This window comes from Nocardioides sp. 616 (assembly GCF_002930065.1).
In the GTDB taxonomy this organism is placed as follows: domain Bacteria; phylum Actinomycetota; class Actinomycetes; order Propionibacteriales; family Nocardioidaceae; genus Nocardioides; species Nocardioides houyundeii.
The window spans coordinates 52,062-65,329 of record NZ_POAG01000022.1; the positions used below are offsets into that span (position 1 = coordinate 52,062).

A 13,268-nucleotide genomic window follows, 5' to 3' on the forward strand; every position below is an offset into this window, starting at 1 on the left:
TGTCATGAGGGTCATTCTGGCAGGATCCGGTGCGTGACGATCATCGCTGCCGCAGACGGCTCGGCCCTCGGGAACCCCGGACCTGCGGGCTGGGGCTGGTACGTCGACGAGGCGCACTGGGCGTGCGGGGGCTGGCCCGTCGGCACCAACAACATGGGCGAGCTGATGGCGGTGCTCGACCTGCTCCAGCAGACCGCGCACCTCGACGAGGAGCTGCACGTCATCTGCGACAGCACCTACGTCATCAACTCCATCACCAAGTGGATGCCGGGCTGGAAGCGCCGAGGGTGGAAGAAGGGCGACGGCAAGCCGGTGATGAACATCGAGCTGATGAAGGCGCTCGACGAGGCCATGGCCGGACGCAAGGTGACCTTCGAGTGGGTCAAGGGGCACGCCGGGCACGTGCTCAACGAGCACGCGGACCGGTTGGCCAACGCGGCCTCCCTGGCGTGGAAGGGCGGTACGCCGCCTGCGCCGGGCCCCGGTTATGCCGACGCCTCCACCGCCCACCCGGCGGCGGTGCCCGGGCAGGTCGACGTCGAGCCGGACCTGTTCTCGGTGTTCGAGCCGGACCACGTGCTCACCCCTGTGGAGGAGGTCGTCGCCCTGGAGCGCTCCCTGCTCACCGACGAGGTGCGCAGCGACCCGGCCGCCGTCGCCGCACTCCTGCACCCCCAGTGGCAGGAGGTGGGGCAGTCGGGTCGGATCTGGTCCCGCGAGGAGGTGCTCGCCGAGATCGGTCCCCTGCCCGAGACCTCCCTGGACGTGGTGTCGGTGGAGGAGGTTGCCCCGGACCTGCTGCTGCTGGTGTGGCGCAGCAGCAGCGCCAGAGGCTCCGCGATCAGGAGCTCTTGGTGGTTGCGCACCAGTTCCGGCTGGGTTCAGCGGTTTCACCACGGAACGCCCGAACCCCGCTAATGTGGTGGCCCAGACCGCAGGACCTGTGCCTGTGGCACCCCTGTTCGGTTTGCTACTACGGAATGGAAATTCGATGACCGTACGTCAACTGGGTGGCGCCCTGGGAGTGCTCGGCGGGATCGTGTGGATCGCACGGTGGCTCCTGGACCCTGAGGCCGGATCGGCAGACATCATGCGCTACGCCGGGTTGGGCCTGGTGCTCCTGGGCCTGGTCTGCGTGGGGCTGACCCTGGTCAAGGGCCAGGCGCTGTGGCTCGACGTGGTCGTCGGGTTCGCCTGCCCCGCCCTGTTCTGGGCCATCTACGAAGTCGTCCGCGCCGAGCTCGGCGAGGCCGTGCTCTTCCACGGGGTGCTCGGCATCGCCTGGGTGCTGGTCGGCGCCGTCCTGGTGGTCAAGGGCAAGCCCCGCGTGGACGACCGCTCGCAGGTCAACGCCTGACGCTGCGCGACCCGAGATTCCCTGCCTGATCCTCGGGCGGGGAATCTTCCATGTCGGCACCCGGTTGTGCCCCCGGTAGTTTTTCCGTGACGAGAGGGCTGGCTGTGGACCGTGTGGCGATGATCAGCCTGCACACCTCCCCGTTGGACCAGCCCGGGACCGGTGACGCGGGCGGCATGAACGTCTACGTGCTCGAGGTCGCCAAGCGCCTGGCGCGCCAGGGCGCGGCCGTGGACATCTTCACCCGGGCCACCTCCTCCACCATCCCGGCGGTGGTCGAGGCCGCCGACGGCGTGCTGGTGCGGCACGTCGCCTCCGGCCCCTTCGAGGGACTGACCAAGGGCGAGCTGCCCGCCCAGCTGTGCACCTTCGCCCGCGAGGTGCTGCGCACCGAGACGCTGCACCCGATCGGGCACTACGACGTCGTGCACTCCCACTACTGGCTCTCCGGCCAGGTGGGTGCCCTGGCCCGGGACCGCTGGGGGGTGCCGCTGGTGCACTCCATGCACACCATGGCGAAGGTGAAGAACGCCGCGCTGGCCGCGGGCGACGCCCCCGAGCCGGCGGGACGGCTGATCGGCGAGGAGCAGGTCGTCGCTGCCGCCGACATGCTGGTCGCCAACACCGAGCTCGAGGCCAGGCAGCTGGTCGACCTGTACGGGGCCGAGTCCGGCCGCGTCGAGGTCATCCACCCCGGCGTGGACCTGTCGGTGTTCGGCCGGAACCAGCCGGCGGCCGCGCGCCGCGAGTTGGGTCTGCCCCCGGATGCCCACGTGCTCCTCTTCGCCGGACGCATCCAGCCGCTCAAGGCGCCCGACGTGCTGCTGCGCGCGGTGGCGGTGCTCCTGGAGGACGACCCCGACCTGCGCAGCCGCCTGGTGGTCCCGATCGTCGGCGGGCCCTCCGGCTCCGGCCTGGAGCACCCCGAGTCCCTGGCCCAGCTCGCCAGCGACCTCGGCCTCGACGACGTGGTGCGCTTCGTGCCGCCGGTGGACCAGCGCCGGCTCGCCACCTGGTATGCCGCCTCCACGCTGGTCGCCGTACCGTCGCACAACGAGTCGTTCGGCCTGGTCGCGGTGGAGGCGCAGGCCGCCGGTACGCCGGTGGTGGCGGCCGCCGTCGGCGGCCTGACCACGGCGGTGGACGACGGCGTCAGCGGGCTGCTGGTCAACGGGCACGACGCCCGGGACTGGGCGGCGGCGCTGCGCCGGGTGATCTGCGACCCGGGCCTGCGGGCCCGGCTCTCGGCCGGTGCGTCCGCGCAGGCCCGGATGTTCGCCTGGGAGCGCACCGCCCAGCTGACCCTGGAGACCTACGACCGGGCCCGGTCGCTGATGAGGATGGACGTGGCAGTGTGAGCGGGAACGTGAGCGGGAATGTCGACGGCAGCACCGCGGCACAGGTGATCCGCGACCACCTGGCCGCCATCGAGATCGACGTCGACGAGGTGGCGCCCGGCGTCTTCTCGTTCAACCTGCCGGGGGAGAAGAAGCTCCAGACCCCGGTCCGCCTCGACGTGGGTGCGCACGCGCTCGGCGTGCACGCCTTCGTGTGCCGCAACCCGGACGAGAACCACGCCCGGGTCTACCGCTGGCTGCTGGAGCGCAACCTGCGGATGTACGCCGTCTCGTTCGCGGTGGACACCTCCGGCGACATCTACCTCGACGCCCGGCTGCCGTTGTCCTCGGTGACCGCCGACGAGCTCGACCGGCTGCTGGGCTCGGTGCTGGCCAACGCCGACGAGTCGTTCAACGCGATCCTCGAGCTCGGCTTCGCCTCCTCCATCCGCAAGGAGTGGGAGTGGCGCCGCTCGCGGGGCGAGTCCACCGCCAACCTCGAGGCCTTCAGGGGCTGGCTGGAGGCGGGGGAGAAGGAGTCCGCCGCGCCGGCCGCAGCGGCCCCGCCCGCCGACTGAGCAGCACTCCGCCGATGCACAGCACGCCACCGACGAAGGCCAGCGGCGGCGGCACCTCCGAGAGCAGCAGCCACGCCATCAGGGCGGTGAGGAACGGCACCAGGAACGTGGTCATGGCGAACTTCCCCGCGTCGGCCCGGGAGAGCGCGTAGGCCCACGTGGTGAACGCGATGGCGCTGGGCACGACCCCCAGGTAGGTGATCCACCACAGGTCCGCGGCGCTGGCCCGACCCACGACGTCCACCAGCTGCCAGGACCAGGGCAGGCAGCCGACCATCCCCACCACGTAGTACCAGAACGTCATGTCCAGGGCCGTCATCCCGCCGCCGAGCAGCCTCTTCTGGGTCACCACTCCGACCGCGAAGCCCACGGCCGCCACCACCCCGAGCAGTACGCCGACCAGGTCGCCGTCCCCGCCCTCGGAGGTGGCCCGTCCGATGAGCACCACCCCGCCGAAGCCCACCGCCAGACCGACCACCAGCCACGGGGTGAGGCGGTCCCGGAACACCACGACGGCGAGCAGCGCGACCAGGATCGGGCCGAGCTGGACCAGCAGCGCGGCCGTGCCCGCGTCGATGCGTCGCTCGGCCTCGTTCAAGGCGAGGTTGTAGACCGTGATCCAGGAGACCCCGCCCAGCACCACCAGCGGCCACTCGCGCCGGCCGGGCACCCGGAACCGCCCGCGGAACCGGTCCTGGGCGCGCACCAGCACCGCCAGCACCGCCACCGCGACCACCAGCCGACCGAGACTGAGGGCGCCCGGAGGGACGGTGCCACCCAGGTGCCGGATGGCGACGAAGGCCGAGGCCCAGGAGACCAGGGTGAACGCGACCGCGGCCAGCGGGAGCCAGCGGTGCGCGCCCGCCCCTGCGGCCGTGCGGGCCGTCGTACCTGCCTGTGCCTGGGGGGTCATGGTCGAACCCTAGGCGTTCGGACCGACAGCTCTCACAGGTCGAGCTTGTAGCCCAGTCCCCGCACGGTCACCAGGTACTTGGGCTCCGAGGGATCGGGCTCCAGCTTGGCCCGCAGTCGCTTGACGTGCACGTCGAGGGTCTTGGTGTCGCCCACGTAGTCCGAGCCCCAGACCCGGTCGATCAGCTGGCCCCGGGTGAGCACCCGGCCGGAGTTGCGCAGGAACATCTCGAGCAGCTCGAACTCCTTGAGGGGAAGCCGCTGCTCGGTCCCGTCGACGGTGACCACGTGACGCTCCACGTCCATCCGCACCGGCCCGGCCTCCAGGGTGTCCGGCGAGGCGTCCACGTCGTGGCCGCGGCGGAGCACGGCGCGGATCCGCGCCACCAGCTCGCGCGGGGAGTAGGGCTTGGTGACGTAGTCGTCGGCACCCAGCTCCAGGCCCACCACCTTGTCGATCTCGTCGTCCTTGGCCGAGACCATGATCACCGGCACGGTGGAGGTGGCGCGGATCTGGCGGCACACCTCGGTGCCCGGGACGCCGGGCAGCATCAGGTCGAGCAGCACGATGTCGGCGCCGCGACGCGCGAAGGCGGTGAGCGCCTCGGTCCCAGTGGCGGCGATCTCGACCTCGTAGCCCTCCTTGCGCAGCATGTAGGCCAGAGCGTCGGAGTAGCTCTCTTCGTCCTCGACGACGAGCACGCGGGTCATCGGATGCCTTCCTGGTCGAACCCGTCGTCGGACGGGAGGGGGTGCGGCTCCGCGGGCAGGGCCCGGGGCAGGGTGAGGGTGAACGTGGAGCCCTGGCCCTCGACGGACCAGACCTTGACGTCGCCCCCGTGGGTGGCGGCGACGTGCTTGACGATGGAGAGCCCCAGGCCGGTGCCGCCGGTGGAGCGGTGCCGGGCGGGGTCCACCCGGTAGAAGCGCTCGAAGATGCGGTCCAGCTCGGCGGGCGGGATGCCGATGCCGTGGTCGATCACGGAGATCTCCACGGTGCGCTCGTCGCCGGCCACGGTGAGCACCACCGAGGAGCCCGCGCTGGAGTAGGCCACCGCGTTGGCGACCAGGTTGGTGACCGCGGCGGTGATCTGGCCGTGGTCGCCGTGCACCGCCAGGCCGGTCTCGCCGCGGGTCACCAGGCTGATCTCGCGGGCGGTGGCGTCGGTGATGCTGGTGTCCACGGCGACGGCGACCACCTCGTCCACGTCGACCTGCACGTCCTCGTCCACGGGGTCGGCCGACTGCAGCCGGGACAGCTCGATGACCTGCTGGACCAGCTGGGTGAGCCGGTCGCTCTCCACGCTCATCCGGCGGGCGAAGCGCCGTACCGCCTCGGGGTCGTCGGAGGCCTCGTCCACGGCCTCGGCCAGCAACCGGATGGCGCCCACGGGGGTCTTGAGCTCGTGACTGACGTTGGCCACGAAGTCCCGGCGCACCGCCTCGACCCGGCGCTCCCGGGTGCGGTCCTCGACCAGGGCCAGCACCAGACGGGGGCCCAGCGGGGCGACCCGGGCGGTCAGCATCCGCGGGGCCGTCAGCTCGCGGGTCAGGGTCAGCTCGGTCTCGCGGATCTGCCCGTCCCGGCGTACCAGCCGGACCAGGGTGGCCAGCTCGTCGACCAGCAGCTCCTGGCCCCGGACCAGCCCCACGGCGTACGCCGGGGCGGAGGCCTTGAGGACCTTGTCGTGCTCGTCCAGCACGACCGCGCTGCTGCGCAGCACCGACAGGACCGCCGCGACGCCGGCGGGCAGCAGCGGCTCGACCGGGGTCGACTCCTGGCGTCGCTGGCGCTCGCTCAGGTGCCAGGCCAGGACGCCCACGATGCCGACGGCGCAGCCCAGCACTGCGGCCAGCGCGGCCTGGGTCGTCGGGTCCACACCGCGATCGTACGACCACTCCCGGACCTGCGGACCCGGCCCGGCGGCGCCGATCCCCACTGTTCACCCGGCGTTCACGCCGCGTCGTCTCCGCCCTCACCTGCGCTGCCTAGCCTCGGGGCATGCGGGAAGCCTTCCATGACGAGCTCGATTCAGTTTTCGACGACCTCGTCGACCTCAGCAGCAAGGTGCAGGTGGCCGTCCAGGACGCCACGGCCAGCCTGCTCGGAGGCGACGCGGTGCTTGCGGAGCGGGTGATCGCCGCAGACCGGGAGATCGACCTGGGACGGGAGCGGGTGGAGGACAAGGCCTTCGCGCTGCTCTCCCTGCAGGCGCCGGTGGCCGGCGACCTGCGCCTGGTGGTGGCGGCGCTGCGGATGGTCACCGAGCTGGAGCGGATGGGCGACCTGTCGGTGCACGTGGCCAAGATCGCGCGGTTGCGGGCGCCCCAGATCGCCGTCCCGGAGCAGGTGCGGACCACGGTCAACCGGATGGCCGAGGTGGCCGCGGACATGGTCGGGCAGGTCGTGCAGATCATCGCCGAGCGGGACGTCGAGGCGGCCCACGCGCTGGCCCGCGACGACGAGGAGATGGACCTGCTGCGCCGTACCAGCTTCGCCATGCTGCTCTCCGACGACTGGGCCTACGGTGTCGAGGCCGCGGTGGACCTGGCACTGCTGGGGCGCTACTACGAGCGCATCGCCGACCACGCGGTGTCGGTGGGGACCCGCGTGGTGTTCGTGGTGACCGGCCAGCCGGTGCTCGGCTGAGCCGTCCGAAGGGACGGGGTCAGCGACCCTGGTTGGCGACCGCGGCCGCGGCGGCCGCGGCGGCCTGCGGGTCGAGGTAGCGGCCGCCGGGGGTGATCGGGCGCAGGTCCTCGTCCAGCTCGTAGACCAGCGGCATGCCGGTGGGCACGTTGAGCCCGGCGATGTCCTCGTCGCTGATCTGGTCCAGGTGCTTGATCAGGGCGCGCAGGCTGTTGCCGTGCGCGGCCACCAGGACGGTGCGTCCGGCCTTCAGGTCCGGCACGATCTCGCCGTCCCAGTAGGGCAGGAACCGGGCGATGACGTCCTTGAGGCACTCGGTGCGGGGGAGTTCCTCCCCGAGGTCGGCGTACCGCGGGTCGCCGGACTGGGAGTAGCGGTCGGCGTCGTCCAGCGGCGGCGGCGGGGTGTCGAAGCTGCGGCGCCAGAGCATGAACTGCTCCTCGCCGTACTCCTCGAGCGTCTGCTTCTTGTCCTTGCCCTGCAGTGCGCCGTAGTGCCGCTCATTGAGCCGCCAGGAGCGCTTGACCGGGATCCAGTGACGATCCGCGGCGTCGAGAGCCAGGCAGGCGGTGTTGATGGCGCGGCGCTGCAGCGAGGTGTGCACCACGTCGGGCAGTACGCCGGACTCGACGAGCAGCTCGCCGCCCCGGACGGCCTCGGCGCGGCCCTTGTCCGTCAGAGCCACGTCGACCCAGCCGGTGAACAGGTTCTTGGCGTTCCAGTCGCTCTCGCCGTGACGCAGCAGGACCAGGGTGTAGGTCATTCGTCAGCCTCGCTCAGTGCAGGGGGCGTCGCCGCCCCGGGCGCGGATCAGTGGGACTCGGGGGTCTCGACCGAGCAGGTCGGGTCGCCGGCGGGCACGCCCGGCACGTCGGCGTAGTCGCCGCAGTTGAGACGGGAGGGGATGTTGACCGTGGCCTGCTCGCCGTTGGAGAAGGAGAAGGTCACCTCCACGAAGTCGCCGGGTGCGAAGTCGCCCGAGATCATGATCGGGGTCTCGGACTTGGCGAGGTTGGCGAACCCCTTGGGCGGCAGCACGACCGGCTCGAGGCCCTCGACCGTGAAGCCGGGCTCGTCACCGAGGACCTCGTCGAGGGTGACCTCGTCCTTGGTGGAGTTGTTGGACAGTCCGGCGATCAGCACGCCCTCACCGCCCTCGGCGGTCACGATCACTCCGCCGAGGACGTCGACCTCGCCGCTGCGGTGGTTGGCGCCCACACCGGGGGTGTAGTCACGGTCGGTGGCGTGATCGAAGCCACAGGAGCTCAGCACGGGGGCGAGAATGAGGGCCAGCGAAACGAGCGCGGTCCCGCGACGGTGGGGCATCTGCATGGCCGACAGCCTAGCGCCGGGGCCCCTCAGGCTTGCGCGCGGCCCGGTTTGACGGATCCCGACTAGGCGTGCGACCACACGAACACACGTTCTGTCAAGCCTGGATATGGCCTCTGACCTGCGCAAACGTCGTCGGAAGCGTCTAAGAAACGTGTTAGACTGGCGACCCGGAAAGGGGAACTGAATGACTTTCACCGTTGGCGAAACGGTCGTCTACCCGAACCATGGGGCCGCCATCATCGAGGACATCGAGATGCGGACGATCAAGGGCGAGGCCCGCGAGTACCTGGTCCTGCGGATTGTGGCACAGCAGGACCTCGTCGTGCGGGTTCCTGCCTGCAACCTGGACCTGGTCGGTGTCCGCGACGTGGTGGACAAGGCTGGGCTGGACCGCGTGTTCGACGTGCTTCGTGCCGCGCACGTCGAGGAGCCGACCAACTGGTCGCGCCGCTACAAGGCCAACCTGGAGAAGCTGCACAGCGGCGACGTGATGAAGGTGTCGGAGGTCGTCCGCGACCTGTGGCGCCGTGAGCGTGACCGTGGCCTGTCGGCCGGCGAGAAGCGGATGCTGGCGAAGGCTCGCCAGATCCTGGTCTCCGAGCTGGCCCTGGCCGAGCACACCAACGAGGACAAGGCCGAGGCCATCCTCGACGAGGTGCTGGCCTCCTAGAGGCTGCACCCTCCTGCTGCGACGAGCCCCGATGACTACGCGTCGTCGGGGCTCGTTGCGTCTGGACCCCCACCGGGCGGTCCGCGAGTGCCGCATACGGTGGGAGCACCATGACCCAAGATCCCTACGACGTGCGTGACCCCTACGACGACCCCCAGGCCCTGGGACTGGTCCTCGACCAGGGCCGCGGGTCGCTGCCCTTCGCCCTCATCCACGGCGAGGCGCTGGTGGCGTGCGCAGCCTGGGCCCTCGGCGACGCCGACGTCCGGCTCGTCGACGCCGACCTGGACTGGGAGTCGATCCAGCTCAACGAGGCGCCGCTGGTGCTGCACGACCCGCTCTGCCCGATGACGCCGGCCTCGTTCATCGCCACCTGTGTCTCCCAGGCGCTCGCCACCGGCGCCGTGGTGGTGGGGGCGCGGCCCGTCACCGACACCGTCAAGCACGTCGAGGACTCGGTGGTGGGAGCCACCGTGGATCGCGAGGCCCTGCGCGTCGTCTGCTCGCCGATCGTGCTGCCCGCGGAGGTCGTCGCCAGCCTGCCCGGCCCGCCGGACCCCGACTTCGCCCGCGCCGTCTCCAGCCTGGCCGTGGACCACGAGGTGACCTTCCTCGAGGCCCCGCCCGAGGCGCGCCGGGTCGCCTCGGCCGACGACGTGGCGGTGCTGGAGGCGCTCACCGCCGAGCGGCCGCGGATACGCTGACGGCGCCCTCAGGCCCTCGGCAGCAGCGCCTCGGCCAGGGCGACGTCCTCGGGATGGGTCACCTTGAGGTTCAGCGGGGAGGACAGGACCGCGACCACCCGGACCCCGGGCTGGTAGCGCTCCAGCGAGCTCGCCGTGTCCGTGCCCTCGAACCCGTCCGCGTCGGCCTGTGCGTACGCCGCCAGCAGCGGCGCGGCGCGGAAGGCCTGGGGCGTCTGCACCCCGGCGAGCCCGGCCGCGACCGCGGAGCCGTCCGCGCCGACCAGGCCCACGGCGGGCACCACCGGCAGGGCGCCCCCGTGCTCGGCGGCGGCGGCGATGGTGCGGGTGAACAGCTCGCCGGGCGCTAGCGGCCGGGCGCCGTCGTGGATCGCGACCACCTCGACCTCGCCCGCCTCGACCAGGGGGGCCACCGCGCGCAGCGCCGCCGACTCCGAGGCATGCCGGGTCGCACCGCCGGTGACCAGCACGACCTCCACCTCGCCGGCGACCGGCAGGTGCGGAGCGAGGGCCTCGGCCACCAGCTGCTCCTCGCCGGGCCGGGCGACGACGACCACCCGGCGTACGTCGGGGACGGTGAGCGCCGTGCGCACCGAGCGGGCCAGGACCGGCATGCCGGCCAGGTGCAGCAGCACCTTGTTGACCGGGACGCCGTCCACGGTCGCGCCGACCCGGGACCCCGAGCCGGCGCCGAGGATCACGACTGCGGAGGTGGTCACGCCGAGAGGATACGCAGCCGGGCCGCCACCCTGCCGGCTGCGGGTCGGGTGCACCGAGCGACCCATTGTGCGAATCCGGCCACGGGGGAGAGCGGGCAGCCCTAGGCTCGATTTCGTGCTGAACCCCGGAGGACCCGCGTGCGCCTGACCCGCGTCTGTCTCGTCGTGCCCGTCGCCGCCCTGGTGCTGGGCGCGCTCACCGTGACCTCCGCCCCGGCCGGTCCGGCGCTCGCCGCGGCCACCGACTGGGACCCCGGGGACGACACCCGCAACAACGCCACCGGCGACGTCGCCCTGCTGAGCCCGGTGCTGCCGCCCATGGTGCGCGGACAGGCCGGCTGGGTCTCCCTGCTGTGGAGCACCGAGACCGACGTCTGCGAGGTGCGGGCGACCGCGCGGACCAGCTCCGGCGAGGTCGGCTACCCCGAGAACACCGCGTCCTACTCCTCCTTCTACGTCAACGACGCGCTGGCCGAGGGCAACCTGGACTTCACCGCCTTCCGGGTCAAGGCCCCCAGCTCGGGCCCGATGAAGGTCGCCGTCGAGGTGCGCTACACCCGGCTGGCCAGCTCGCTGACCCTGCGCAAGTTCGACGACCTGGTGCGCAAGGACGTCCGAGGTGCCGACTGCTCGGGCGTCACCGGCAGCCGGACCTTCACCATCGACGTACCGCTGCTGGACACCCTGGGACCGCCGGTGGTCGCCCTGACGCCGCAGGTCACCGTGCGGGCGGGCAGGCCCACGTGGGTCGACCTCTCCTGGCGGGGCAACACGCCGGGGATGAGCGACGTGCGGGTCACCCTGGCGCCGCCCGCGGGGCTGTCGGTGGTCTACCCCGGTGACGGGGCCTCCAGCGGCCTGGCCGAGGACGCCGACCTCGCCGTGACGTCCACCGACTCCTCCGGCGTGCGGCTGGCGGCAGCCAGGCCCGGCCTGTTCACGGTGCCCGTCACGCTCACCTGGGGCAGCACGGGCCGGTGGACCGGCTCGTTGCGGGTCCAGGTCCTGCCGTGACCCGCGTCGTACGTCGCCTGGCTGAGGTCGCCCTGCTGGTGCTGGTGGCGACCGGGTGCAGCGCCGCCCCCGAGTCGGGCACCGAGCCGAGCGCCGACCGTGCGGTCGAGGAGTCGTCGCCCGGGGCCACCTCGACGTCGTCCCCAGTGCCCACCGGCCAGGTGCGGGCCGAGTTCGTCGCGACCCTGAGCCGTCACCTCTGCCGCGCCCAGGACACCGTCTACGACGACCCGGGGGCCCTGGCCGACGCGCACCGGTCGCTGCCGGAGTTCGCCACCATCACCGAGTCCCAGGCCGCCGCCCTGGTGGAGGCGCTCAGCACCGATGCCGCGCTGACCGCGGAGCTGAACGCAGCGGTGCGCTCCTGCACCTGACCCCCGCAGCCCCAGGGGCCCGGGTGAGGCCCGTGTGAGGTCGTGAGCACCTGTTGACCCACGCGTGAAACACGCAGGGGGCAGGGCGAAACATCGGCGTTGCACGCTGGCTCAGCAATCACGGCTGAGCCACCCGGAGGACACGATGGCGACGACCCACGCAACGACCCACCGCAGCGCCCGCTGGATCGACGACTGGCACCCCGAGGACCCCGAGTTCTGGGAGAACGGCGGCCGTCAGGTCGCCCGACGCAACCTGATCTGGTCGATCTTCGCCGAGCACCTGGGGTTCTCGGTCTGGCTGATCTGGAGCGTCTCCTCGGCGTTCCTGCTCGCCCAGGGGTTCGAGTTCACCGCCCAGCAGCTGTTCCTGCTGGTGGCGCTGCCCAATCTGGTCGGCTCCCTGCTGCGGCTGCCCTACACCTTCGCCGTGCCGCGCTTCGGCGGCCGCAACTGGACCATCGTCAGCGCGCTGCTGCTGCTGGTGCCCACGCTGCTCTTCGCCCACTTCGTGCAGCGGCCCGAGACGCCGTACTGGGTGTTCTGCGCGATCGCGGCGACCGCCGGCTTCGGCGGCGGCAACTTCGCCTCCTCGATGGCGAACATCAACTTCTTCTACCCCTCGGCCAAGAAGGGCGCGGCGCTGGGCCTCAACGCGGCCGGCGGCAACCTCGGGGTGGCCCTGATCCAGCTGCTGCTGCCGGTGATCGTGGGCGGCGCCGGGATCTTCGGACTGGTCAAGGCCAGCCAGGACGGCGTCAACCTGCAGCGTGCCGCCTACGTGTACGCCGCGCTGGCCGTGGTCGCCGCGCTCGCCGCGTTCCTGTGGATGGACAACCTGAGCTCCGCGGTCTCCAAGCCGCGCGAGCAGCTGCAGGTGGTGAAGAACCACCAGACCTGGGTGATGTCGTTCCTCTACGTCGGCACCTTCGGGTCGTTCATCGGCTACTCCGCGGCGATGCCGCTGCTCATCAAGATCAACTTCTGGGTGCCGGAGCCGGCGCCGCTGGGCACCGGCATCTTCTTCGCCTACTACGCCTTCCTGGGCGCGGGAGTCGGCTCGATCACCCGCCCCTTCGGCGGTTGGCTCGCCGACCGGCTCGGCGGTGCCAAGGTCACGCTCGCGGCGTTCGCCGGGCTCGTGGTGTTCACCCTGGCGGTGCTCCTGACCCTGACCCAGCTCACCCCCAACCCGACCGCGGACCCCGCCATCGCCCTGGACAACAAGTCCTGGTTCGGCTGGTTCCTCGGCTTCTTCCTGTGCATCTTCGCCTGCACCGGCATCGGCAACGGGTCGACGTACAAGATGATCCCGTCGATCTTCCGGATCGCCGCGGAGCAGGCGACCACCCCGCACACCGCGGAGCGGACCGCCGCCCTGCACGACGCCACCAAGCAGTCCTCGGCCGCCATCGGGGTGATCGGCGCGGTGGGGGCCATCGGCGGCTTCCTGATCCCGCTGGCCTTCTCGGCCCCGTGGGTCGAGGACCCGATGTCGGCGACCAAGGGCGCCTTCGTGGTCTTCACCGGCTTCTACCTCGCCTGCGCCGCCGTCACCTACGGCGTGTTCCTGCGGCGCCGCTCGGGCGCGACGAGCCTGGCCAGCGCGAGCGTCTGAGTG

At 71.7% G+C, this 13,268-nt stretch carries 16 protein-coding genes; 10 read left to right on the top strand and 6 right to left on the bottom strand.

Features of this window, described 5'->3' with window-relative positions; all coding sequences use genetic code 11:
- Nucleotides 1–33: 33 nt before the first annotated feature.
- The 4 genes from C5H89_RS15155 to C5H89_RS15170 all read left to right on the top strand — a co-directional run bounded on the left by C5H89_RS15155 (nt 34) and on the right by C5H89_RS15170 (nt 3,272).
- The gene (locus C5H89_RS15155; RefSeq protein ID WP_104107826.1) at nt 34–918 is read left to right on the top strand and encodes a ribonuclease HI family protein; all 885 of its coding nucleotides are present in this window, start codon (nt 34–36) and stop codon (nt 916–918) included.
- A 73-nt stretch (nt 919–991) separates the two neighbouring features.
- Nucleotides 992–1,357 carry a hypothetical protein gene (locus tag C5H89_RS15160; protein WP_162799406.1) on the top strand — a complete coding sequence of 122 codons (366 nt, stop codon included), beginning with the start codon at nt 992–994 and terminating at the stop codon, nt 1,355–1,357.
- A gap of 119 nt (nt 1,358–1,476) precedes the next feature.
- Nucleotides 1,477–2,715 (top strand): D-inositol-3-phosphate glycosyltransferase, encoded by a 1,239-nt coding sequence (gene mshA / locus C5H89_RS15165; RefSeq protein ID WP_240181889.1) that lies wholly within the window; start codon nt 1,477–1,479, stop codon nt 2,713–2,715.
- 8 nt (nt 2,716–2,723) lie between these two features.
- The gene (locus C5H89_RS15170) at nt 2,724–3,272 is read left to right on the top strand and encodes a YbjN domain-containing protein (protein WP_104107984.1); all 549 of its coding nucleotides are present in this window, start codon (nt 2,724–2,726) and stop codon (nt 3,270–3,272) included.
- Here C5H89_RS15170 and C5H89_RS15175 read toward each other — a convergent pair.
- Genes C5H89_RS15175 through C5H89_RS15185 form a run of 3 tightly spaced genes read right to left on the bottom strand, consistent with a single transcriptional unit; the run spans nt 3,202 to nt 6,064 of the window.
- Nucleotides 3,202–4,185 carry a DMT family transporter gene (locus C5H89_RS15175; RefSeq protein ID WP_104107829.1) on the bottom strand — a complete coding sequence of 328 codons (984 nt, stop codon included), beginning with the start codon at nt 4,183–4,185 and terminating at the stop codon, nt 3,202–3,204. The genes C5H89_RS15170 and C5H89_RS15175 overlap by 71 nt on opposite strands.
- Nucleotides 4,186–4,217: 32 nt before the next feature.
- Complete coding sequence (locus tag C5H89_RS15180) at nt 4,218–4,895, bottom strand: response regulator transcription factor (RefSeq protein ID WP_101523592.1); 678 nt, start codon at nt 4,893–4,895, stop codon at nt 4,218–4,220.
- Nucleotides 4,892–6,064 carry an ATP-binding protein gene (locus C5H89_RS15185; protein WP_104107985.1) on the bottom strand — a complete coding sequence of 391 codons (1,173 nt, stop codon included), beginning with the start codon at nt 6,062–6,064 and terminating at the stop codon, nt 4,892–4,894. Before C5H89_RS15185 ends, C5H89_RS15180 begins: the two co-directional genes overlap by 4 nt.
- A 122-nt stretch (nt 6,065–6,186) precedes the next feature.
- On the opposite strand from C5H89_RS15185, the gene phoU reads away from it, so the two are divergent.
- Nucleotides 6,187–6,834, top strand: coding sequence for a phosphate signaling complex protein PhoU (gene phoU / locus C5H89_RS15190; protein ID WP_104107830.1), 648 nt, complete (start codon nt 6,187–6,189; stop codon nt 6,832–6,834).
- 19 nt (nt 6,835–6,853) lie between these two features.
- Here phoU and C5H89_RS15195 read toward each other — a convergent pair whose 3' ends face one another.
- On the bottom strand, nt 6,854–7,597 hold the full coding sequence (locus tag C5H89_RS15195; protein ID WP_104107831.1) for a phosphoglyceromutase: 744 nt from the start codon (nt 7,595–7,597) through the stop codon (nt 6,854–6,856).
- 47 nt (nt 7,598–7,644) lie between these two features.
- Nucleotides 7,645–8,166 carry a hypothetical protein gene (locus tag C5H89_RS15200; protein WP_104107832.1) on the bottom strand — a complete coding sequence of 174 codons (522 nt, stop codon included), beginning with the start codon at nt 8,164–8,166 and terminating at the stop codon, nt 7,645–7,647.
- Nucleotides 8,167–8,350: 184 nt separating this feature from the next.
- Between C5H89_RS15200 and C5H89_RS15205 the strand changes: the two genes are divergently transcribed.
- Nucleotides 8,351–8,836 carry a CarD family transcriptional regulator gene (locus C5H89_RS15205; protein ID WP_101523597.1) on the top strand — a complete coding sequence of 162 codons (486 nt, stop codon included), beginning with the start codon at nt 8,351–8,353 and terminating at the stop codon, nt 8,834–8,836.
- Between the two features lie 110 nt (nt 8,837–8,946).
- Nucleotides 8,947–9,540, top strand: coding sequence for a 2-C-methyl-D-erythritol 4-phosphate cytidylyltransferase (locus C5H89_RS15210; protein ID WP_104107833.1), 594 nt, complete (start codon nt 8,947–8,949; stop codon nt 9,538–9,540).
- An 8-nt stretch (nt 9,541–9,548) separates the two neighbouring features.
- Here the strand turns inward: C5H89_RS15210 and C5H89_RS15215 are convergent, their stop codons facing one another.
- Entirely contained in the window at nt 9,549–10,259 is a 711-nt protein-coding gene (locus C5H89_RS15215) for a 2-C-methyl-D-erythritol 4-phosphate cytidylyltransferase (protein WP_240181890.1), read from the bottom strand.
- Nucleotides 10,260–10,397: 138 nt separating this feature from the next.
- On the opposite strand from C5H89_RS15215, the gene C5H89_RS15220 reads away from it, so the two are divergent.
- The 3 genes from C5H89_RS15220 (at nt 10,398) to C5H89_RS15230 (ending at nt 13,265) form a co-directional block, all read left to right on the top strand.
- Nucleotides 10,398–11,273 (top strand): hypothetical protein, encoded by an 876-nt coding sequence (locus C5H89_RS15220; protein WP_104107835.1) that lies wholly within the window; start codon nt 10,398–10,400, stop codon nt 11,271–11,273.
- Nucleotides 11,270–11,647 (top strand): hypothetical protein, encoded by a 378-nt coding sequence (locus C5H89_RS15225; RefSeq protein ID WP_104107836.1) that lies wholly within the window; start codon nt 11,270–11,272, stop codon nt 11,645–11,647. Before C5H89_RS15220 ends, C5H89_RS15225 begins: the two co-directional genes overlap by 4 nt.
- Before the next feature lie 145 nt (nt 11,648–11,792).
- On the top strand, nt 11,793–13,265 hold the full coding sequence (locus C5H89_RS15230; protein WP_104107837.1) for a nitrate/nitrite transporter: 1,473 nt from the start codon (nt 11,793–11,795) through the stop codon (nt 13,263–13,265).
- The last annotated feature ends 3 nt before the right edge of the window (nt 13,266–13,268 follow it).

Coding starts and splice junctions, on each gene's coding strand:
- C5H89_RS15160 (WP_162799406.1), top strand. CDS start 992: ATGACCGTACGTCAACTGGGTGGCGCCCTGGGAGTGCTCGGCGGGATC.
- mshA (WP_240181889.1), top strand. CDS start 1,477: ATGATCAGCCTGCACACCTCCCCGTTGGACCAGCCCGGGACCGGTGAC.
- C5H89_RS15175 (WP_104107829.1), bottom strand. CDS start 4,185: ATGACCCCCCAGGCACAGGCAGGTACGACGGCCCGCACGGCCGCAGGG.
- C5H89_RS15180 (WP_101523592.1), bottom strand. CDS start 4,895: ATGACCCGCGTGCTCGTCGTCGAGGACGAAGAGAGCTACTCCGACGCT.
- phoU (WP_104107830.1), top strand. CDS start 6,187: ATGCGGGAAGCCTTCCATGACGAGCTCGATTCAGTTTTCGACGACCTC.
- C5H89_RS15195 (WP_104107831.1), bottom strand. CDS start 7,597: ATGACCTACACCCTGGTCCTGCTGCGTCACGGCGAGAGCGACTGGAAC.
- C5H89_RS15200 (WP_104107832.1), bottom strand. CDS start 8,166: ATGCAGATGCCCCACCGTCGCGGGACCGCGCTCGTTTCGCTGGCCCTC.
- C5H89_RS15205 (WP_101523597.1), top strand. CDS start 8,351: ATGACTTTCACCGTTGGCGAAACGGTCGTCTACCCGAACCATGGGGCC.
- C5H89_RS15210 (WP_104107833.1), top strand. CDS start 8,947: ATGACCCAAGATCCCTACGACGTGCGTGACCCCTACGACGACCCCCAG.
- C5H89_RS15230 (WP_104107837.1), top strand. CDS start 11,793: ATGGCGACGACCCACGCAACGACCCACCGCAGCGCCCGCTGGATCGAC.